21 protein-coding genes are annotated in these 19,040 nt (G+C 65.0%); 12 read left to right on the top strand and 9 right to left on the bottom strand.

All coding sequences use genetic code 11. The annotated features are described in order from the left end of the window. Positions 1-38: 38 nt before the first annotated feature. On the bottom strand, positions 39-902 hold the full coding sequence (locus CAF92_RS19455) for a universal stress protein (protein ID WP_085601657.1): 864 nt from the start codon (positions 900-902) through the stop codon (positions 39-41). A 154-nt stretch (positions 903-1,056) separates the two neighbouring features. On the opposite strand from CAF92_RS19455, the gene CAF92_RS19450 reads away from it, so the two are divergent. Then, a complete protein-coding gene (locus tag CAF92_RS19450; RefSeq protein WP_046615885.1) occupies positions 1,057-1,674 on the top strand; it encodes a tRNA-(ms[2]io[6]A)-hydroxylase in 618 nt (205 codons plus the stop codon). Between the two features lie 22 nt (positions 1,675-1,696). Here the strand turns inward: CAF92_RS19450 and CAF92_RS19445 are convergent, their stop codons facing one another. Continuing rightward, positions 1,697-2,017: a YqjD family protein gene (locus tag CAF92_RS19445; RefSeq protein ID WP_046615886.1), complete on the bottom strand. Its 321-nt coding sequence runs from the start codon at positions 2,015-2,017 to the stop codon at positions 1,697-1,699. 129 nt (positions 2,018-2,146) lie between these two features. On the opposite strand from CAF92_RS19445, the gene CAF92_RS19440 reads away from it, so the two are divergent. Continuing rightward, positions 2,147-2,410 (top strand): hypothetical protein, encoded by a 264-nt coding sequence (locus CAF92_RS19440; protein WP_046615887.1) that lies wholly within the window; start codon positions 2,147-2,149, stop codon positions 2,408-2,410. An 18-nt stretch (positions 2,411-2,428) separates the two neighbouring features. Here CAF92_RS19440 and CAF92_RS19435 read toward each other — a convergent pair whose 3' ends face one another. Further along, positions 2,429-2,911, bottom strand: coding sequence for an LEA type 2 family protein (locus tag CAF92_RS19435; RefSeq protein WP_085601656.1), 483 nt, complete (start codon positions 2,909-2,911; stop codon positions 2,429-2,431). A 135-nt stretch (positions 2,912-3,046) separates the two neighbouring features. Between CAF92_RS19435 and CAF92_RS19430 the strand changes: the two genes are divergently transcribed. After that, complete coding sequence (locus CAF92_RS19430; protein WP_046615889.1) at positions 3,047-4,168, top strand: sigma-70 family RNA polymerase sigma factor; 1,122 nt, start codon at positions 3,047-3,049, stop codon at positions 4,166-4,168. Positions 4,169-4,381: 213 nt separating this feature from the next. Continuing rightward, the gene (locus CAF92_RS19425) at positions 4,382-6,808 is read left to right on the top strand and encodes a TonB-dependent receptor (RefSeq protein ID WP_085601655.1); all 2,427 of its coding nucleotides are present in this window, start codon (positions 4,382-4,384) and stop codon (positions 6,806-6,808) included. A 114-nt stretch (positions 6,809-6,922) separates the two neighbouring features. Here the strand turns inward: CAF92_RS19425 and CAF92_RS19420 are convergent, their stop codons facing one another. Continuing rightward, on the bottom strand, positions 6,923-7,813 hold the full coding sequence (locus CAF92_RS19420) for a LysR family transcriptional regulator (protein ID WP_085601654.1): 891 nt from the start codon (positions 7,811-7,813) through the stop codon (positions 6,923-6,925). 102 nt (positions 7,814-7,915) lie between these two features. Between CAF92_RS19420 and CAF92_RS19415 the strand changes: the two genes are divergently transcribed. From CAF92_RS19415 to CAF92_RS19390, 6 genes are all read left to right on the top strand, one after another. Next, on the top strand, positions 7,916-8,995 hold the full coding sequence (locus CAF92_RS19415; RefSeq protein ID WP_085601653.1) for a polyamine ABC transporter substrate-binding protein: 1,080 nt from the start codon (positions 7,916-7,918) through the stop codon (positions 8,993-8,995). A gap of 25 nt (positions 8,996-9,020) precedes the next feature. Continuing rightward, positions 9,021-9,986 carry an agmatinase gene (gene speB, locus CAF92_RS19410; protein WP_085601652.1) on the top strand — a complete coding sequence of 322 codons (966 nt, stop codon included), beginning with the start codon at positions 9,021-9,023 and terminating at the stop codon, positions 9,984-9,986. 189 nt (positions 9,987-10,175) lie between these two features. Then, a complete protein-coding gene (locus tag CAF92_RS19405) occupies positions 10,176-10,493 on the top strand; it encodes a hypothetical protein (protein WP_046615894.1) in 318 nt (105 codons plus the stop codon). A 23-nt stretch (positions 10,494-10,516) separates the two neighbouring features. Further along, complete coding sequence (locus tag CAF92_RS19400; RefSeq protein WP_046615895.1) at positions 10,517-11,668, top strand: PQQ-dependent sugar dehydrogenase; 1,152 nt, start codon at positions 10,517-10,519, stop codon at positions 11,666-11,668. Positions 11,669-11,819: 151 nt separating this feature from the next. Then, positions 11,820-12,926, top strand: a complete 1,107-nt coding sequence (gene zapE, locus CAF92_RS19395) for a cell division protein ZapE (RefSeq protein ID WP_085601651.1) — start codon at positions 11,820-11,822, stop codon at positions 12,924-12,926. 14 nt (positions 12,927-12,940) lie between these two features. Further along, entirely contained in the window at positions 12,941-13,522 is a 582-nt protein-coding gene (locus tag CAF92_RS19390) for a DinB family protein (protein ID WP_046615897.1), read from the top strand. A 128-nt stretch (positions 13,523-13,650) separates the two neighbouring features. Here the strand turns inward: CAF92_RS19390 and CAF92_RS19385 are convergent, their stop codons facing one another. The 4 genes from CAF92_RS19385 to CAF92_RS27360 all read right to left on the bottom strand — a co-directional run bounded on the left by CAF92_RS19385 (position 13,651) and on the right by CAF92_RS27360 (position 15,769). After that, positions 13,651-14,649 carry an alpha/beta fold hydrolase gene (locus CAF92_RS19385; RefSeq protein ID WP_085601650.1) on the bottom strand — a complete coding sequence of 333 codons (999 nt, stop codon included), beginning with the start codon at positions 14,647-14,649 and terminating at the stop codon, positions 13,651-13,653. A gap of 75 nt (positions 14,650-14,724) precedes the next feature. Further along, the gene (locus CAF92_RS19380; RefSeq protein WP_013971818.1) at positions 14,725-15,162 is read right to left on the bottom strand and encodes a YqaA family protein; all 438 of its coding nucleotides are present in this window, start codon (positions 15,160-15,162) and stop codon (positions 14,725-14,727) included. Next, entirely contained in the window at positions 15,162-15,593 is a 432-nt protein-coding gene (locus CAF92_RS19375) for a DUF411 domain-containing protein (RefSeq protein ID WP_085601649.1), read from the bottom strand. Before CAF92_RS19375 ends, CAF92_RS19380 begins: the two co-directional genes overlap by 1 nt. Before the next feature lie 11 nt (positions 15,594-15,604). Beyond that, a complete protein-coding gene (locus tag CAF92_RS27360; protein WP_158090606.1) occupies positions 15,605-15,769 on the bottom strand; it encodes a hypothetical protein in 165 nt (54 codons plus the stop codon). Positions 15,770-15,859: 90 nt separating this feature from the next. On the opposite strand from CAF92_RS27360, the gene CAF92_RS19370 reads away from it, so the two are divergent. Beyond that, positions 15,860-16,510 carry a hypothetical protein gene (locus CAF92_RS19370; RefSeq protein ID WP_085601648.1) on the top strand — a complete coding sequence of 217 codons (651 nt, stop codon included), beginning with the start codon at positions 15,860-15,862 and terminating at the stop codon, positions 16,508-16,510. A 9-nt stretch (positions 16,511-16,519) separates the two neighbouring features. Here CAF92_RS19370 and yegQ read toward each other — a convergent pair whose 3' ends face one another. Continuing rightward, on the bottom strand, positions 16,520-17,839 hold the full coding sequence (gene yegQ / locus CAF92_RS19365; protein WP_085601647.1) for a tRNA 5-hydroxyuridine modification protein YegQ: 1,320 nt from the start codon (positions 17,837-17,839) through the stop codon (positions 16,520-16,522). A 133-nt stretch (positions 17,840-17,972) separates the two neighbouring features. Between yegQ and CAF92_RS19360 the strand changes: the two genes are divergently transcribed. Beyond that, positions 17,973-19,037 (top strand): AI-2E family transporter, encoded by a 1,065-nt coding sequence (locus CAF92_RS19360; protein ID WP_085601646.1) that lies wholly within the window; start codon positions 17,973-17,975, stop codon positions 19,035-19,037. Positions 19,038-19,040: the final 3 nt, after the last annotated feature.

The raw sequence follows: 19,040 nt of genomic DNA, 5'->3' as shown, positions 1-19,040 counted from the left end.
AGCTGGCTTGCCGGCGATAGGGCCCTGACAGATCGAACTCAACCGCGGGCCAGTTCCGCCTGATGGGCAATTGCTTCCTCGCTCTTGAGAACCAACACATCCCCCTCCAGCGCATCCAGCACCACCTCCGAGGTATTGCCAATCAACGCCCCGGAAATCCCCGTGCGGCACACGGTGCCGATCACCGTCACCACCGCATCGAGCTTCTTCTCGGTATGCGGAATCAGCACATCCGCCGGCCCTTCGGCCACATGCAAGCGGTCTTCGCCGATGTCGTACTCTGCCTGGAATGCCTTGCACGCCTCGCGATAACGCTTCTCGATAGTTTCCGTCAACTGGTACACCGGGTCCGACGCCGACAGCATCGGCGACGGATGGGCGGTGATGACGTGCAACTCACCCTTGGCCAGTTTGGCAATCTCGAAACCATGGTCGATGATGCTGGCGTGCAGGCGGCGGTGGTCCTCGTCCTGGTTGCCCACATCCACCGCAGCCAGGACCTTGCCGCCGGTCCAAGGCCGCTCGCTCTTGACCATCAGCACCGCACACGGGCATTGGCGCAGCAGCTTCCAGTCGCTGGGTGTGAGCAGGGCCTTCTTCAGTGGGTTGTCCGGGCGGTGTTCCTTGATCACCAGATCGCAGCCCTCGGCCTGCTGCACGTCGATGATGGTGTCGTGCAGGTTGTCGCGCCAGGCCTCTTCATGGGTGACGTTGTCGTACCCGTCATCATGCAACTGGCTGCTCAGCAGGCTCAACAGCGCGCTGTGGTCGTGCCTTTTGTCGCACATCAGCAGGTGCAGGCGCGCGCCGGTGACGCCGGCGATCAGCTTGGCCCGGGTCAAGGCCCGGCTGTGGGCGTGCTCGGGGTCGAGGACGACGAGGATGCTGCGGACGGCTTGCATGGGCTTCAACTCCGTTCAAAGGTGGCGGCCAATGCCTGACTATAGTCGGCGCTTCCCCCGCTGGCGCTTGATGTACATCAAGCATAGTCACTGGCACCGCCCGCCGCCGCCGGTATAATCGCCGGCCCTGCCCGTTCTTTGTGGTTGCACGCTCATGTCCCTGATCCCCGAAATCGACGCCTTTCTTGGTTGCCCGACACCAGACGCCTGGATCGAAGCGGCGCTCGCCGACCAGGAAACCCTGCTGATCGACCACAAGAACTGCGAATTCAAGGCTGCCAGTACCGCCCTGAGCCTGATCGCCAAGTACAGCACCCACCTCGACCTGATCAACATGATGTCCCGCCTGGCCCGCGAGGAACTGGTGCACCACGAGCAGGTGCTGCGCCTGATGAAGCGTCGCGGCGTGCCGCTGCGCCCGGTGTCGGCGGGGCGTTATGCGTCGGGGCTGCGGCGCCTGGTGCGCGCCCACGAGCCGGTCAAGCTGGTGGATACGCTGGTGGTGGGGGCGTTCATCGAGGCGCGCAGCTGCGAGCGCTTTGCCGCGCTGGTACCGCACCTGGACGAGGAGCTGGGCCGCTTCTACCACGGCCTGCTGAAGAGCGAAGCGCGCCACTACCAGGGTTACCTGAAACTGGCGCACAACTACGGCGACGAGGCAGACATCGCCCGCCGGGTGGAACTGGTGCGGGCTGCGGAGGTGGAGCTGATCCAGTCACCTGACCAGGAGCTGCGCTTCCACAGCGGTATCCCGATGGCGCAGGCCGCCTGATTCGCGCCAGGCGGCCCGGGCGTCAGTGACGGCGACCCAGCAGCAGGCCGACCACCAGCCCGAGGCCTGCGGAAATGGCCACGGTCTGCCACGGGTGGCCGCCGATATAGTCCTGGGTAGCTTCCACCACCGGTTGCGCCTTGCTGCGCACCTTGTCGGCGGCCTGGCGCGCCTGGCGCAGTTTGAGACTTACCTGCGCGCGCAGGGTTTCCGCCTCGTCACCCACCAGCGCTGCGCTGTCGTTCAGCAGTTTTTCCGATTCTTCGATCAGCGCCTGCAGTTCGCTGAATACCTGGTCCTTGATCTGATCGCTGTCGGCCAGCGCGGCGTTTTTCCGGGCCATGAACTCGTCCTCGTCGATGGTATGGTTTGAACAATGGATGCCGGCGCGCCAGGAAAGTTGCGGCGGCTTTGGGCTGTTGCAGTTCCTGAGTGTAAGATAGCGGCCATTTTCAAACCTGCAGGTACCTTCATGAGTTTCAATCTGGCCAACATGAGCTTCGAGGAACGGGCGCAGATCGAGGCAGAGAAGGCCCGGCTGTTCGAGCTGTGGCAGAACAACCTGGGCAAGGCCAAGGGCGAAGCCGCGCGGCTGATCGCCGAAAAGCCACGGCGCAAAGGCAAATGGGCCGAGTGGGTGCGCGCCGAGCTGGATGGCATGTCGCCGCCCGAATACGCCAGCATGGTGCGCAGCGAAGTCAACAAGCTGATGGCCGCAGCCAGCGCCAACCGCTGATCACACCCCGCCGGGCGCCTACCAGTAGGCGCCCTTGGGCAGGTCCAGCTTGCCCTCGTCGGTAAAGCGCACGGTGCCCAGCAGCCCGCCGGCAAGTTTGCCGCGCAGCACATAGGGCAGGCCCTGCAACGAGTCCACCCGGCCCAGCCCATAGGCCTGGCGCAGGAAGGAAAACGCCGTGATGCTCACCGGCACCACGACCACCGCTTCGCCATAACGGCCGATGTGCCCCTGCTGGTCGCTGACCCCGGCAGCCAGCGGCTGGCCGTTCACCTCCAGGTTCAGGGCGATGCCGTTGTAGTCGATCGGCGCCTCGTTGGGGTTTTGTACCCGCATCTTCACCGCCATGCGCAGTTCCAGCTCCTGCCCGGGCAGCGGTTCGATACCGATCACGCTGATATTGACCGGGTCGCGTGCCTGGAACAGCGCACAGGCCCCCGGGCCGCAGGCCAGCAGCAGGACCAGGAACAGGCGGGCGTAGCGGTGCAGACGGGCAGCCATGGGGTACGACCTTGCCAGAGTGGGCGAATGGGCAGTGTGGCAAATGTGCGTCGACGTTGAAAGTCTCCGCCCATATGAAAGATACTGTTTCTCATTAACGCCCGATAACTTCTCCTACTGGCCGTTCCCGAACCCATGCTGACCTCTCCCGCGCCGGGCCTGCTGGCAAGTTTCCAGGAGCACTACGACGACCTGCTGCAGTTCCTGACCCGGCGCATGAGCGACCGCCAGCGCGCTGCCGACGTCGCGCAGGAAACCTACCTGAAGCTGGTGAACATCGACCAGCAGGCAGTGCCGGTGCTGCACGCGCGCAGTTTCATCTTCCGCGTGGCCGGCAACCTGGCGATCGATGCCTTGCGCCGCGAGCAGCGCATTGCCGCCAGCCACGACGACAGCGAGCGGGCAGGTGAGGTGGCCTGCCTGGCGCCGGCACCCGAAGCGGCCTTGCTGGCCCGGGAGCGCCTGCAGATCCTCGACCAGGCGCTGCAGCAGCTGCCCGCCAATGCCCGCCAGGCGCTGTTGCTCAACCGCGTCGACGGCCTGACCCAGGCGCAGATCGCGCAGCGCCTGGGGGTTTCCGAAAGCATGGTGGCGAAGTACATCGGCCAGGCCCTGCGCCATTGCCGCAACTGGCTCAAACAGGCGGGCGTGGCTGCGGCCCTGGTGCTGGCTGTTGCTGTGGCGGGTTGGCAGCAGGCGCCGGTGCTGCTGGCGGATTACCACACCGGGGTGGGCGAGCGGCAGGTGGTGACCCTGGCCGATGGCACGCGGGTTACGTTGAACAGCGCCTCCGCCCTGAGCGTGGTGTTCAGCGACCGTGAGCGGCGGGTGGTGCTGGAGGCCGGTGAGGCCTTGTTCGAGACCACCGATGATTCGCGGCCCTTTGTGGTCGACACGGCCGGTGAGCGGGTGCAGGGGAGTGCGGCCACCTTCAGCGTGCGGCGCGATGGCCGCGTGGTATTGGCGCGGGGCGAAGCCAAGGTTGGCGAGCATGAACTGGCAGTAGCGGCCGATGCCGGCACGCAGATGGCCTGGCAGCGCGGCAAGCTGATCTTCAACGGCAAGCCGCTGGGCCAGGTGCTGGCGGAGCTCGAGCATTACCGGCATGGGCGGATCGTGTTGTCCGACAGCAAGCTGGCGGCGATGGAGGTCAGCGGGGTGTTCGACCTCGATGAGCCAGAGGCCCTGTTGCGCACCCTTGAGCAGCGCTATGGGCTGAAGGTGACCTACCTGCCGTGGTTAGCCGTGGTTCATTGATTCGCCTGTGCCGGCCTCTTCGCAGCACAAGGTTGCTCCTACAGCGAACTGCCATCCCTGTAGGAGCAGCCTTGTGCTGCGAAGAGGCCAGCACAGAAATAAAAATATTTTCCATTTGGCACTGCAAGTTCCTGCACGCCAGATCGTCGTAGTGGGACTGATCAGCAACCCATTCTCATTTACGACTTGTCAGGAAGCTCATTCGTGCCTCTGATGCTCAAGCCTTCGCACCGCCGTCGCGGTCCACTTCACCATGCCCTGATGTCCTGCAGTGCCCTGGCCATGCTGGTCGGCCCGCTGCAGGCGTTTGCCTCGACCGCCACCGAACAGGCCCAGACCCAGACCCGTCAGGTCCAGCTCGACCTGCCGGCCCAGTCGCTGGACCAGGCCCTGACCACCTTCGCCGACCAGGCCGGCCTGCACCTGCTGTACACCACTGGCGACGTCGCCGGCCAGGCCAGCCCGGCCTTGCAGGGCAGCTACAGCATCGAGCAGGCCCTGCAGCAGTTGCTGGCCGGCAGCGGCATGAGCTGGCACTTCAGCGACGCCCGCACGGTGACCCTGCGCAAGGCCGACGCCGCGCCGCAGGCGGTCAACCTCAAGCCGATCGAGGTCAGCGTGGCCTCGCGCACCAGCACCGCGATCAGCGAAATCCCCGGCACCGTGTGGGTGGTCGACCAGCAGCAGCTGCGCGAGCAGATCGATAGCGGTGTCAGCCTGAAGGAAGCCATCGGCAAGCTGGTGCCAGGCCTCGACCTGGCACCGGAAGGGCGCACCAACTACGGCCAGAACATGCGCGGGCGCAACGTGCTGGTGATGATCGACGGGGTCAGCCAGAACAGCTCGCGCGGCCTGTCGCGCCAGTTCGACAGCATTTCGCCGTTCAATGTCGAGCGCGTCGAAGTGCTGTCTGGCGCCAGTGCCATCTACGGCGGCGGCGCCACCGGCGGCATCATCAACATCGTGACCAAGAAGGGCGAACCCGGCCCGGCGCGCTTCGAGACCCAGCTCGGTGCCAGCAGCGGCTTCAACAACAGCGATGACCTGGCCACCCGCTTCGCCCAGTCGATCAGTGGCGGCAACGAGCGGTTCAACGCCCGGCTGGGGGTTTCCGGCGAGCAGAACGAAGCCTTCTACGACGGTGCCGGCGACCAGATCTTCATCGACAACACCCAGACCGACCTGCAGTACAACCGCACCATCGACGTGCTCGGCACTTTGGGGATGCAGCTGAACGACCAGCAGAGCCTCGACCTGTTGGCTCAGTACTATGACTCGGGCAACCACGGCAGCACCGGCATCTACTTCCCCAACCTGAACTACAACGCCCCCTCCGACCTGGAAGACGCCGAGCTGCGCAGCGGCTACTCGTCGGACCTGGAGCCGCGCACCCGGCGCCTGCTGCTCAACGCCAACTACCACCACACCGACGTGCTGGGCCAGGACTTCTACCTGCAGGCCTCGTACCGCAAGGAAGACGACAACTTCTACCCGTTCCCGTACTACAACCGCGCCACGCCCACCGGCTCGCGCGGGGTGTACTTTGCCGCCTCGCAGCAGAACTTCGAAGTCACCAGCCTCAAGGGCCTGTTCGCCAAGCAGTGGGACGCGCTGAAGCTGACCTACGGCGTCGACCTGGACCGCGAGCGCTTCAACGCCGAGCAGACCACCTTCAACGCCCAGACGTCGTCCGAGTCGGGTGGCCTGGAGCTGGAAAAGGAAAGCAAGGCCGCACGCTACCCCAGCTACCGGGTCGATGGCGTGTCGGTGTACGCCCAACTGGACTGGCATGCCACCGATAACCTGACCCTGTCCGGCGGCGCCAGGCGCCAGCAGATGGACGTGGACGTCAGCGACTTCAAGGGTGTGCCCGGTGGCAGCAACGATTACCAGGTCAACCTGTTCAACGTGGGTGCCATCTACGACTTCAAGAATGGCCACCAGGTATGGACCAACTACGGCGAAGGCTTCGACTTGCCCGACCCGGCCAAGTACTACGGCAAGCCCGGCCTGAGCGTGGCCGACAACCCACTGGCTGGCATCAAGAGCCGCCAGGTGGAGCTGGGCTGGCGCTATGCCGACCTGGACTGGGATGCCCAGGCGGCGCTGTACTACATCTGGTCGGACAAGATCATCAACGTCGATTCGCAGACGCTGACCATCAATGTGGAAGACCAGAAAAGCCGCGACTTCGGTTTTGAAGGCGCTTTGACCCGGCACTTCCAGACCGGCTGGGAAGCCGGCGGCACCCTGCACCTGACCCGCTCCGAGGAAGAGGACGCGGATGGCGGCTGGATCAAGCGCGATGCCCGCTATGCCTCGCTGTCCAAGGCTACCGCTTTCGTTGGCTGGAAGGGCGATGGCCGCAGTGCGCGGCTGCAGGCCAACCATGCCTTCAGCCTGAAGGACGATGCCGACCACGAGATCGACGGCTATACCACCTTCGACCTGCTGGGCAGCCAGGACACCGGCTTCGGCACCTTCAGCGCCGGCATCCAGAACCTGCTGGACAAGCAGTACAGCACGGTCTGGGGGCAGCGTGCGACGCTGTTCTACTCACCGACCTACGGGCCGGCGTACCTGTATGACTACCAGGGGCGCGGACGTACCTACACCCTGACCTGGAGCATGGCTTACTGATGGGTGTTGTCTGTCCCGGCCTCTTCGCGGGTAAACCCGCTCCCACAGGCACGGCGCAGCCCTCAGGCTGTGTGAGAACCCTGTGGGAGCGGGTTTGCCCGCGAAGAGGCCGGTTCAGGCAAACGCCGCCAGCAAATCCTGCGCAAACGCCTGCTGTGCCTCGCCAACCGCCTGCGCCCGGTGCCTGGCCAGGGTAAACGGCACCACAAAGTCCAGCCCAGGGTCCAGCGCCCACAACATCCCCTCAGTCTCCCACCCCTGCGCGCAATGGCATGGCAGATAGCCAATATGCCGCCCCGACAGAATGAACGTCAGCACGCTCTCGATCTGCTCCGCCACCGCCATGCTGCGCTGGCTCTGGAACGGCTCGCCGCCCTTGAGCAACCGGTACGGATGGCGCACCTGGTCCATCGCCAGCAACCGCTCCCGCCCAACGCCAGCCTCACCGAACAGCACATGCCCCTTGCCGCAATACAGCCGTTGCCGCTCCTCGAACAGCGGCTGGTAATCGAAGGCTGCCTGGTTGCCGGAAAAGTAGCTGATGGCGTAATCCAGCCGCTGTTCCAGCAACAACCGCTCCAGCTCTGCCGGTGGCGCACTGATCAGCTCCAGCTGCACCGCCTCCTCGCGCCTGCGAAACGCCGCAATGGCCGCTGCCAGCTTCAGGCTTACCGCCTTGTCCTGGTTCTCCGCCATGCCTATGCGCACGGTCCCCAGCAGCCGCCCGGCAACGCCATTGGCCTGCTGGCGAAACTGTTCGATGTTCAGCAGCAACCCACGGGCGGCGTCCAGCAACAACGCGCCTTTTTCCGTCAGGTGAAAGCCACCCTTGCCGCGGCTGCACAGGCGGTAGCCCAGCCGCGCTTCCAGCTGCGCCATGCGCTGGCTGATGGTGGGCTGGCTCAGGCCCAGCACGCCTTGTGCGGCGCTGAAGCCCCCGGCCTCGACTACAGTGACGAACAGCCGCAGCAGCTGCAGGTCGGGGTCGTGAACTTGTTCGAGCATTACATTGCTCCTGATGAATGTCAGCTTTGCAAACTTGCCATTCCTGCAATGTAACCCGGCTGGCATGCTCGCGGCATCCACCCATTTGCCGAGGTGTCCGCCATGCGTCGATCGTTGTGCCTGCTGTCCCTGGTCCTGGCCTTGCCGCTGCAGGCTGAAGAAAAGGTCGTCAACCTCTACAGCTGGGCCGACTATGTCGCCCCGCAAACCCTCCAGCGCTTCGAGCAGGAAACCGGCTACAAGGTGCGCTACGACACCTTCGACACCACCGAAGTGCTGGAAACCAAGCTGCTGACCGGTGGCAGCGGCTATGACGTGGTGGTGCCGTCGTCGGCGGTACTGGCCCGGGCGCTCAAGGCCAACGCCCTGCAGCCGCTCGACCCCCAGGCCATGCCCGGCTATGCCAACCTCGACAAGGATCTGCTGGCCAAGCTCGCCGAGGCCGACCCCGGTAACCGCCATGCCGTGCCCTACACCTGGGGCACCCTGGGCCTGGGGGTGAATGTGGAGGCGGTGCGCCAGCGCCTGGGGGATGTGCCGCTGGACAGCCTCGACCTGCTGTTCAAGCCCGAGTACGCCAGCCGGCTGAAGGACTGCGGCATCGCCATGCCCGACTCGCCGCAGGAGGTGATCGGCGTGGCCCTGAATTACCTGGGCAAGGACCCTTACAGCCAGGACAAGGGCGACCTGGCCGCCGCGCAGAACCTGCTGAGCCAGCTGCAGCCGTCGATCAGCTACGTCGCCAATGGCCGGCAGATCAGCGACCTGGCCAACGGTAGCGTGTGCCTGGCGCTGACCTACAACGGTGATGCGGCGATGGCCGCCGACCAGGCGCGCCGCGCCGGCAAGCCGTTCGAGCTGATCTACCGCATCCCCCGCGAAGGCACGCTGGTGTGGCAGGACAACCTGGTCATTCCCAAGGATGCCCCGCACCCCGAGGCCGCGCGGGCGTTCATCACCTTCATGCTCAAGCCCGAGTCGGTGGCCGCGCTGACCAACACGCTGTTCTTCGCCAACGCCAACCAGGCGGCCACGCCGCTGGTGGACGAAGCGGTGCGCAACGACCCGGACATCTACCCGCCGGCCGCGGTGCGCCAGCGCCTGTATGCCGACCGCAGCATGGCCCTGGCCGACCTGCGCCAGCGCAACCGCCTGTGGACCGCGTTCCGCAGCCGCCAGTAACCAATAACGACAAAGGAGCCCGACCGTGGAGCAAGCCGCGAACAACGACCAGGCCATGACCCGCGACAGCCTGTATGGTACCGCTGCGGAAAGTACCTACGCCGGCATTACCAGTTTCTCTCGCCGCCGCTACAGCCGCGACCTGCGTGGCGTCGACGTGGTGGTCAGTGGTGTGCCGTTCGATACTGCCACCAGCAACCGCCCCGGTGCGCGCTTCGGCCCGCGGGCAATCCGCGCCGCCTCGGTGCAGCAGGCCTGGGCCCGGCACTGGCCCTGGGCGTTCGACCCGTTCGACCACCTGGCGGTGATCGACTATGGCGATTGCGCCTTCGACAGCGGCACCCCGCAGTCGGTCCCAGACAGCATCGAGGCCCATGCCACGCATATTCTGCAAGCAGGCTGCGCCATGCTCACCCTGGGTGGCGACCACTTCATCAGCTACCCGCTGCTCAAGGCCCATGCCCACCGCCATGGCCCGCTGGCGCTGATCCATTTCGATGCGCACAGCGATACCTGGCCGGACGAGGAAGGCCAGCGCATCGACCACGGCACCATGTTCTGGCACGCCACCCGCGAAGGCCTGGTGGACCCGGCCAGCTCGGTGCAGATCGGCCTGCGCACCACCAATGACGACAGCCAGGGCTTTGCCATCCTCGACGCCCGCCAGGTGCACCGGCAGGGCACCGAGGCGGTGATCGCGGCGATTCGCCAGCGGGTGGGCGAGCGGCCGGTGTACCTGACCTTCGATATCGACTGCCTCGACCCGGCCTATGCGCCCGGTACCGGCACACCGGTGTGCGGCGGGCTGAGCACGGTGCAGGCGCTGGAAATCCTCGGCGGGCTGCGCGGCATCAACCTGGTGGGTATGGACCTGGTGGAGGTGGCGCCGGCCTATGACCATGCCGACATCACCGCGCTGGCCGGGGCCACGCTGGCGATGGAAATGCTGTGCCTGTATGCGGCGCGGCACAAGGTGGACAAGGGGCAGTAACCTGGGGCCGCTTTGCGGCCCATTCGCAGCACAAGGCTGCTCCTGCAGGAAGCGTCCTTGTGCTGCGAATGGGCCCATACTGAAACATCAGGAATCATCTCCACCCGCATTCACACTTTTGCCGCGAACCCTTCGCGCCTTAGGCTATCAAACCCACCAGGCGCGGCATTTTCGTACAGGAGGTGAAGCATGACCCCAACCTTGCCCATCCTGGCCCTCGGCCTGGTGCTGTGCCTGCCCGCGCAAGCGGCACCCGCGCCGCCATTGCAACTCGCCGCCGGCAACAACAACCCCTACAACAGCCCGATCCAGCGTGCCAACCCCAACAGCCGCCAGGGCAGCATGCCGGCTGCACCACCCGTGCGCGGCCCGTCCACCGACCCGTACCAGCGCACGCCCACCCTGGACAACCGCGGCATCGGCAATGGCGACAACCTGCGCCGCCAGCAGCAAACCCCGAACCTGGAGCCAACCCGACCACCCCGGGGCAACCCGCGCGCGCCATGAGCGCCCTACGAAAGGAATCCTGCATGCTTCGAGCACCCTGGCTGGTAACCTTGACCGCCGCCGCACTCCTGCCCCTGCTGGCGCAGGCGGCGGCCGAACAGCAGTTTCGCAGTGAAGAAGGCAGCCTGACCGTCAGCACAGTGGCCGACGGCCTGCGCAACCCCTGGGCCCTGGCGTTCCTGCCTGGCGGCAAGGACATGCTGGTCACCGAGCGCGCCGGCAACTTGCGGGTGGTCAATGCCGAAGGCAAGGTCGGGCCGCCGATCAGCGGTGTGCCCAAGGTCTGGGCCGAGGGCCAGGGCGGCCTGCTGGATGTGGTGCTGTCGCCGGAGTTCGCCAAGGACCGCACCGTCTACCTGTCGTATGCCGAAGAGGGCAGTGACGGCAAGGCTGGTACGGCGGTCGGCCGTGGCCAGTTGTCCCAGGACCGCGCCCGGCTGGAGAACTTCAACGTCATCTTCCGCCAGCAGCCCAAGCTGTCGGAGGGCAACCACTTCGGCTCGCGCCTGGTGTTCGACCGCGACGGCTACCTGTTCATTGCCCTCGGCGAGAACAACCAGCGCCCGACCGCCCAGGACTTGGACAAGCTGCAAGGCAAGATCGTGCGTATCTTGCCGGACGGCGAAGTGCCCAGGGACAACCCCTTTGTCGGCAAGGACAACGTGCGGCCGGAGATCTGGTCGTTCGGCCACCGCAACCAGCAAGGCGCCGCACTCAACCCCTGGACCGGCAAGCTGTGGACCCACGAGCACGGCCCGCGCGGTGGCGACGAGATCAACATTCCCGAGCCCGGCAAGAACTATGGCTGGCCGATTGCGACCCACGGCATCAACTACTCGCTGCTGCCGATCCCCGAGGCCGAGGGCAAGCATGTGCAGGGTATGGTCGACCCGCACCATGTATGGGAGAAGTCGCCGGGCATCAGCGGCATGGCATTCTACGACAGCCCCACGTTCAAGGCCTGGGACCATAACCTGTTCATTGGCGCGCTGGCCACTCAGGAGCTGATCCGCCTGCAGCTGGATGGCGACAGAGTGGTGCATGAAGAGCGTTTGCTGGGGGAGCTGAAGGCGCGTATCCGCGATGTACGGGTGGGGCCGGACGGTTACCTGTATGTGCTGACAGATGACAAGGACGGCGCGTTGCTCAAGGTAGGCCTGGGCGACGGCACCTGACACAGTACAGTACTTGTGGGAGCGGCCTTGTGTCGCGAAAGGGCCGCAGAGCGGCCCCAGGATTTTCGCGTCACGGCGAATATTGCTGGGGCCGCTGCGCGGCCCTTTCGCGACACAAGGCCGCTCCCACAAGGTATGTGTAGAATGCCGCATGGCTATCGATCCCCATTCCCTCTACCAGCAGGCCCTGACCACCCAGGGCTATGTCGCCGACCCCGCCCAGGCCCGCGCCGTCGAGGCCTTGCAAGCCTGTTTCCAGGCTGTCGAACAAGGCTGGTCCACCCAGGGCATCTACCTCTGGGGCCCGGTCGGGCGCGGCAAGACCTGGCTGATGGACCAGTTCCGCCGCTGCCTGCGGGTACCCAGCCGGCGTCAGCATTTCCATCACTTCATGGCCTGGGTCCACCAGCGGCTGTTCCAGCTCAACGGCACCGCCGACCCGCTGCTGGCGCTGGCTGGGGAACTGGCCGGGCAGATTCGCGTGCTGTGCTTCGACGAGCTGTTCGTCAACGACATCGGTGACGCGATCATCCTCGGCCGCCTTTTCCAGGTGCTGTTCGACCAAGGCGTGGTGATCGTCGCCACCTCCAACCAGCCACCCGAGCAGCTCTACCGCGACGGCTTCAACCGCGAGCGTTTCCTGCCGGCCATCGCCGCCATCCAGCGGCACATGCAGGTACTGCCGGTAGCCGGCGAGCAGGACCATCGCCTGCACCCCGGCGTCGAGCGCCAGCGTTACTGGGTGGAGAAAGCGGGCCAGGCCAGCCAGCTAGCCGAGGTGTTCCGCCAGCTCAGCCCCGGCGATGCAGGTCACGATCAGTCCTTGGCGATCGGCTCCCGGCAGGTGCAGGTGGTGCGGCGCAGCGCGCAGGCCATCTGGTGCCGCTTCACCGACCTGTGCGAACAGCCACTGGCGGCCATGGAGTTCATGGCCCTGTGCGACCGGTTCCCGGCCATCCTGGTGTCGGACATTCCGGCGCTGGGGGGTGAACAGCGGGCCGGCCGCATTGCCCGGGGCACCGAGGATGCGGCGGCGCGGGTGGTGGCGGGTAATCGCGAGCTGCCGGCGCTGTCGCCCAAGGACGACGCAGTGCGCCGCTTCATTGCCCTGGTCGACGAATGCTACGACCGCCGGGTGGCGTTGTACCTGGAGGCACAGGTGCCGCTGGATGCGCTCTACACTCAAGGGTATCTGGCGTTCCCGTACCAACGGACCCTGAGCCGGCTACGGGAGATGCAACTGCAACGCTTCGCCTGAAAAGGAGCCGAACCATGGAGCCGCTGTCGCATCATCTGCTGACCCAGGCCTACAACAATGGCTGGGCCAACCACCGTCTGTACAAGGCCTGCCTGCAACTGACCCAGGACGAATTCGTCGCCCCACGCTGCAGCTTCTTCCCGTCGATCAAGGCCACACTGAACCATCTGCTGACAGTGGACTGGTTCTACCTGCACATGCTCGAGTGCGAGCAGCGTGGCGAACAGCCCGACGCCGACGGCGAGCGTTTCTTCGACCCGGAGCAGCCATTTGCCACGTGCACCGACCTGCATGCCGAACAGGCCCAGGCCGATCACCGGCTGATCGCCTATTGCCGGGGCCTGCGCGATAGTGAGCTGGGGCGCTATGTGAGCATCGTGCGCCCTGAGCGAGTACAGCGCGAGCAACGGCTGCGGTTGTTGGCGCACCTTTTCGAGCACCAGGTGCATCACCGTGGGCAGGTGCATGCGATGCTCAGTGACACGGCAGTGAGGCCGCCGCAGCTGGATGAGTTTTTCTGCGAGGAAGAGGCGGGGTTGCGGGCGGCGGACTTTGCCGAGCTGGGCTGGACCGAGGAGCAGGTCTGGAAAGTGTAGGGGGCTGCTTTGCAGCCCTTCGCGGGCTCGCCCGCTCCCACAGGTACTGCACAGGTTTTGGCAGCTGTGCACTACCCGTGGGAGCGGGTGAGCCCGCGAAGGGCCGCAAAGCGGCCCCCAAATTAGATCTAGCGCCCTAACCACTCCACCAGCGTACGGTTGAACCGCACCGGCTCCTCGATCTGCGGCGCATGCCCCATGCCTTCAAAGGTAATCAGCTCACCCTTGGGAATCAGCTTGGCCACCTGCGGCCCCAGCACTGCATACTTGCCCAGCTTCGCTTTCACCTCCGGCGGCGCGATATCACTGCCAATGGCTGTGGTGTCCCGGTCACCGATCAGCAGCAGGGTGGGCATCTGCAGCTCCTTGAACTCGTGGTACACCGGCTGGGTGAAGATCATGTCGTAGATCAGCGCCGAGTTCCACGCCACCGCTTCATGCCCCGGCCCCTTGTTCAGGCCCACCAGCATCTGCACCCAGCGCTCGTACTCCGGCTTCCAGCGCCCGGCGTAGTAAGTCTTGCGTTCGTACTCGCGCACGCCTTCGGCATCCAGCTTGAGCTCGCGCGCATACCACTGGTCCACCGTACGGTAGGGCACGCCCAGGGCTTTCCAGTCTTCCAGCCCGATGGGGTTGACCATCGCCAGGCGCTCCACCTGCTGCGGGTACATCAAGGCATAGCGGGTGGCAAGCATGCCGCCGGTGGAATGGCCGAGCACGATGCTTTGCTTCACGCCCAGCTGCTCGAGCAGGGCATGGGTGTTGCTCGCCAGCTGCTGGAAGCTGTACTGGTAATACGCCGGCTTGCTGGAGCTGCAGAAGCCGACCTGGTCCGGGGCGATGACCCGGTAACCAGCCTTGCTCAGGGCGTTGATGGTAGTTTCCCAGGTGGCAGCGCAGAAGTTCTTGCCGTGCATCAGCACCACGCTGTGGCCGTTGGCCTGGCCTTGTGCGGGCACGTCCATGTAGCCCATCTGCAGGGCCTGGCCCTGGGACTTGAAGTCGAAATGCTTGAGCGGATGCGGGTAGCTGAAGCCCTCCAGCTGGGGGCCGTAGGTGGGCGATTCGGCGGCGATGGCCGAACTGCCGGCGAGGCAGGCCAGGGCCAGGGCGGTTGCGCGCAGCATGGGGGCACTCCGTGTAGGGCCATGTAGAAAGGGGCGACTGTAACAGCCAGTGGACCACGCGGAACGTGAAAGGTGTTACCAGGCGTGAAACCAGCCCAGGGTAATCATCGCCAGCACCCCATAGCGGCCAGCTTTGGCCAGCGTCACCAGCAGCAGGAAGCGCCAGAACGGCTCGCGCATGATGCCGGCGATCAGCGTCAGCGGGTCGCCGATCACCGGCATCCAGCTGAGCAGCAGCGACCATTGACCCCAGCGCTGGTAGCGCTGTTGCGCGCGCTCCAGCTGGGCAGGGCTGAACGGGAACCAGCGCTTGTCGCGCAGGTGCTCGATGGCCCGGCCCAGCACCCAGTTGACCACTGAGCCCAGCACATTGCCCAGGGTTGCCACCAGCAGCAGGGTGGCCCAGGCCTCGGGCTGGCGCAGCAAAAGGCCGACAAGCACGGCCTCCGATTGCAGCGGTAGCAGGGTGGCGGCGCCGAAGGCGCTGAGGAACAGCGCCCACAGGCTTAGCATCAGTAGTTGGCGACCACGGTGTCCTTGCCGTCCTGGGTCACGCCGATGACCTGGTAGGCATCCTTGTGGTCACCCATTTCCATGCCCGGCGAGCCCATCGGCATGCCCGGCACCGCCAGGCCCTTGAGGTCGTTGCGCTTGGCCAGCAGGCGCACCTGCTCGGCCGGCACGTGGCCTTCGACGAACTTGCCGTCGATCACCCCGGTATGGCACGACGCCAGGCGTGGTGCCACGCCCAGGCGTTGCTTGACCTCGCTCATGTTTGGCTCGACATGGTCGTTGACGGTGAAGCCGTTGTCGCGCAGGTGGCTGATCCAGGCCTTGCAGCAACCACAGTTGGGGTCGCGGTAGACGTCGATGGTCTCGCCAGCCTGGGCCAGGCCAGTGACAGCCAGCAGGCTCAGGGGCAGCAGGTGTTTACGCAGCTTCATGAAGCACCTCTTCAAAAACGTGGGCGGATACCGGCGACCAGGCCTGTGCCTTGCACGCGCCCGGTGCCGTTACGGCCCCAGGGGCGGTCCGGTATCCATCGGTTGGCCAGCAGCATAGCGCAAGCGGCTTTCTGGCGCAGCGCGGCCTGTTGCTGTTCGCCAGCGTTGTCAGGCACCCAGTCTACCTGCCTGGTAGTGGTTCCGGATGCCGGCCTGTCATCACGCTGGCTAACGTGCGGCACACCTATCTGAGAGCCTGCTGGATCATGACGCTACCCCTGGACTGCCTGTTGTACTCCAAGACCAATCTGATCGGCATCGGACCAAACCTGTCCGACGAGGAACGCCAGGACGTGCAAACGTTGCTGGACCATGCCGATGAGTTCGCAAGCCGCTTCCTCGACCGGGACGAGCTATGGAAAAGCTGGTTCGACCGCTTCCGCAATCGCCTGGAGAAACATGGCTGCGTAAAGACGGCCGCCCTGGAGTTGCCGCCCCAGGTCATCAGGGATCATGACGATTTCGATACCAGGCTCGAGCCCATCGGCACAGGCAGCACACCGACGCTGTTGGCCCAACTGGCGCGTGCCTCCATGCAGGAACTGCGAATCAGTGCACACGCCAGCAAGTTCCTGCAGTCTGGCTGGCAGAACGACGTCGCCTCATCGTTTCTGATAACACCCTGCCAGAAGGACGAGGAAGGCCAGATCCATCTGGCGGTCTACTCGTTTCGCTTCAATGGCACGGTGGAGATGCGCGACTTCGGATTCTGGAGCGAGGCCCAGCGTGACATCGTCGTGTGGAACACCGGCACTGTTTACCGTTTTGACCTGGAACGTTTCGCCGCTTTTCGTCAGCAGATTCGTAAAGAGTTGGGCGACCGGCGCCTTGGCGCCATTACCAGGATTGAGCTCTAGCCACCTCGCTCAAGCTGGCAGGTCACGCATCAGCAGGCCGTATGCCAATGGCACCTGCTCGGGAACAGGAAGGTAGATGGTGTGGCCATCGCCCGGGGCGACCTGCAGCGGTTGCTGCTGGCCATTGCTCATATGCTCGAGATCGAAGTGGTAGTTGCCGCGTGGGGTCATCAGTTCCAGGTGGTCACCCACGGCGAAGCGGTTCTTTACCTTGATCTCGGCCAGGCCGTCCACGCGCAGGCCGGTCAGTTCGCCGACGAACTGCTGGCGTTCGGACACCGAGTTGCCGCGTTGGTAGTTCTGGTATTCGTCATGCACGTGACGACGCAGGAAACCTTCGGTGTAGCCGCGCTGCGCCAGAGACTCGAGGTTGTCCATCAGCGAGCGGTCGAATGGCCGCCCGGCCACTGCGTCGTCGATCGCCTGGCGGTACGACTGCACGGCGCGGGCGCAGTAGAAATGCGACTTGGTGCGGCCTTCGATCTTCAGCGAGTGCACGCCGATGGTGGCCAGGCGCCCGACGTGCTGGATGGCGCGCAGGTCCTTGGCGTTCATGATGTAGGTGCCGTGCTCGTCTTCGAACGCCGGCATTTCGGTGCCGGGGCGGTTGCTTTCCTGCAGCAGGAATACCTGGTCGGTCGGCGCACCCAGGCCCAGCGTGGGCTGCACTTCTCGCACAATGTCGCCGGTGGCGTTCTCGGTGGCTGGGGTGGCGTCGTACTTCCAGCGGCAGGCGTTGGTGCAGGTGCCTTGGTTGGCATCGCGCTTGTTGAGGTAGCCAGACAGCAGGCAACGACCGGAGTAGGCCATGCACAGGGCTCCATGGACGAACACCTCCAGCTCCATGTCCGGCGCCTGCTGGCGGATTTCCTCGATCTCTTCCAGCGACAGCTCGCGCGACAGGATCACCCGGCTCAGGCCAAGTTGCTGCCAGAACTGCACGCTGGCCCAGTTCACCGTGTTGGCCTGCACTGACAGGTGCACTGGCATCTGCGGGAAGTGCTGGCGTACCAGCATGATCAGGCCTGGGTCGGACATGATCAGCGCATCCGGGGCCATCTCGATCACCGGCGCCAGGTCCTTGAGGAAGGTCTTGAGCTTGGCATTGTGCGGGGCAATGTTGACCACCACGTAGAAGCGCTTGCCCAGGGCATGCGCGTCCTGGATGCCCAGGGCCAGGTTGGCATGGTCGAACTCATTGTTGCGCACCCGCAAGCTGTAGCGTGGCTGGCCGGCGTAGACCGCGTCGGCGCCGTAGGCGAAGGCGTAGCGCATGGTCTTGAGGGTGCCGGCGGGGGCCAGCAGTTCGGGCTTGGCGATAGGGTTCATGTGCGCACCGGAGCAAAAGGCGCGGATGCTAGGGCTGGCAGACACGGCGCGTATTGACTTGCATCAAGGGAATGACGGCACTTTTACCAAGGCGCGGTGCACTAATAACGCATAAGCCATGCGAGGAACCGCGATGAACCAGACCGCCCTGCAGAACAAAGCCCTGGCAGTACTGCTGGCGCTGGTGACCATCGCCTTCATCTGGATCCTGTTGCCGTATTACGGTGCCATCTTCTGGGCGGTGATACTCGGCATCCTGTTCGCTCCGCTGCAGCGCCACCTGCTGATGCGTTTTGGCCGTCGGCGCAACCTGGCCGCGGCAACCACCTTGCTGGTATGCCTGCTGGTGGCGATCCTTCCGGTGATCATCACCAGCGCGCTGCTGGTGCAGGAGGGCGCCACCCTGTACCAGCGCATCGAGCATGGGGAGCTGGATATTGCCGGCTATGTCGAGCGCGGCAAGGACATGCTTCCGGCTTTTGCCCAGCGGGGGCTGGACAGCATGGGCATGGGCAACCTCGACGGGCTGCGCGACAAGATCACCAAATGGGCAACCCAAGGCAGCCAGGTGCTGGCCAGCCAGGCGTTCAACTTTGGGCAGGGCACCTTCGAGTTCGTGATCAGCTTCGGCATCATGATGTACCTGTTGTTCTTCTTCCTGCGCGAAGGCGCGGAGGTCGCCCGCCAGGTACGTCTGGCAGTGCCGCTGCCTGAACACCAGAAGCGCCGTTTGCAGCTGAAGTTCAACCGTGTGGTGCGGGCGACGGTGAAAGGTAACGTGCTGGTGGCCATTACCCAGGGGGCGCTGGGCGGTTTCATCTTCTGGGTGCTGGGTATCCCGAGTGCGCTGGTGTGGGCGGTGCTGATGGCGTTTCTGTCGTTGTTGCCGGCGGTAGGTGCGGGGATCGTGTGGGCGCCGGTAGCGGCGTATTTCCTGCTGACCGGTGCAATTTTGTCGGGGGTGATCCTGACCGCATTCGGCGTGCTGGTGATCGGCCTGGTGGACAACTTGTTGCGGCCGATCCTGGTGGGCAAGGACACGCGAATGCCGGACTACCTGATTCTGGTGTCGACGCTGGGCGGGCTGGCGGTGTTCGGGCTCAACGGCTTCGTGATCGGGCCACTGATCGCGGCACTGTTCGTGTCGAGTTGGGCGATCTTCGCGGCAACCAAACCCCGGGTGCAGTTGCCGGAGTAGGGG

The sequence above is a fragment of the Pseudomonas sp. B10(2017) genome (genome assembly GCF_002113295.1).
Lineage (GTDB): Bacteria > Pseudomonadota > Gammaproteobacteria > Pseudomonadales > Pseudomonadaceae > Aquipseudomonas > Aquipseudomonas pudica.
The sequence above is the reverse complement of the archived record's forward strand: the minus strand, read 5'-3'. Positions and strand labels throughout refer to the sequence as shown.

Bases quoted from the DNA above. Each gene is read 5' to 3' on its own strand.
- CAF92_RS19455 (WP_085601657.1), bottom strand. From the start codon at position 902: ATGCAAGCCGTCCGCAGCATCCTCGTCGTCCTCGACCCCGAGCACGCC.
- CAF92_RS19450 (WP_046615885.1), top strand. From the start codon at position 1,057: ATGTCCCTGATCCCCGAAATCGACGCCTTTCTTGGTTGCCCGACACCA.
- CAF92_RS19445 (WP_046615886.1), bottom strand. From the start codon at position 2,017: ATGGCCCGGAAAAACGCCGCGCTGGCCGACAGCGATCAGATCAAGGAC.
- CAF92_RS19440 (WP_046615887.1), top strand. From the start codon at position 2,147: ATGAGTTTCAATCTGGCCAACATGAGCTTCGAGGAACGGGCGCAGATC.
- CAF92_RS19435 (WP_085601656.1), bottom strand. From the start codon at position 2,911: ATGGCTGCCCGTCTGCACCGCTACGCCCGCCTGTTCCTGGTCCTGCTG.
- CAF92_RS19430 (WP_046615889.1), top strand. From the start codon at position 3,047: ATGCTGACCTCTCCCGCGCCGGGCCTGCTGGCAAGTTTCCAGGAGCAC.
- CAF92_RS19425 (WP_085601655.1), top strand. From the start codon at position 4,382: ATGCTCAAGCCTTCGCACCGCCGTCGCGGTCCACTTCACCATGCCCTG.
- CAF92_RS19420 (WP_085601654.1), bottom strand. From the start codon at position 7,813: ATGCTCGAACAAGTTCACGACCCCGACCTGCAGCTGCTGCGGCTGTTC.
- CAF92_RS19415 (WP_085601653.1), top strand. From the start codon at position 7,916: ATGCGTCGATCGTTGTGCCTGCTGTCCCTGGTCCTGGCCTTGCCGCTG.
- CAF92_RS19405 (WP_046615894.1), top strand. From the start codon at position 10,176: ATGACCCCAACCTTGCCCATCCTGGCCCTCGGCCTGGTGCTGTGCCTG.
- CAF92_RS19400 (WP_046615895.1), top strand. From the start codon at position 10,517: ATGCTTCGAGCACCCTGGCTGGTAACCTTGACCGCCGCCGCACTCCTG.
- zapE (WP_085601651.1), top strand. From the start codon at position 11,820: ATGGCTATCGATCCCCATTCCCTCTACCAGCAGGCCCTGACCACCCAG.
- CAF92_RS19390 (WP_046615897.1), top strand. From the start codon at position 12,941: ATGGAGCCGCTGTCGCATCATCTGCTGACCCAGGCCTACAACAATGGC.
- CAF92_RS19385 (WP_085601650.1), bottom strand. From the start codon at position 14,649: ATGCTGCGCGCAACCGCCCTGGCCCTGGCCTGCCTCGCCGGCAGTTCG.
- CAF92_RS19380 (WP_013971818.1), bottom strand. From the start codon at position 15,162: ATGCTAAGCCTGTGGGCGCTGTTCCTCAGCGCCTTCGGCGCCGCCACC.
- CAF92_RS19375 (WP_085601649.1), bottom strand. From the start codon at position 15,593: ATGAAGCTGCGTAAACACCTGCTGCCCCTGAGCCTGCTGGCTGTCACT.
- CAF92_RS19370 (WP_085601648.1), top strand. From the start codon at position 15,860: ATGACGCTACCCCTGGACTGCCTGTTGTACTCCAAGACCAATCTGATC.
- yegQ (WP_085601647.1), bottom strand. From the start codon at position 17,839: ATGAACCCTATCGCCAAGCCCGAACTGCTGGCCCCCGCCGGCACCCTC.
- CAF92_RS19360 (WP_085601646.1), top strand. From the start codon at position 17,973: ATGAACCAGACCGCCCTGCAGAACAAAGCCCTGGCAGTACTGCTGGCG.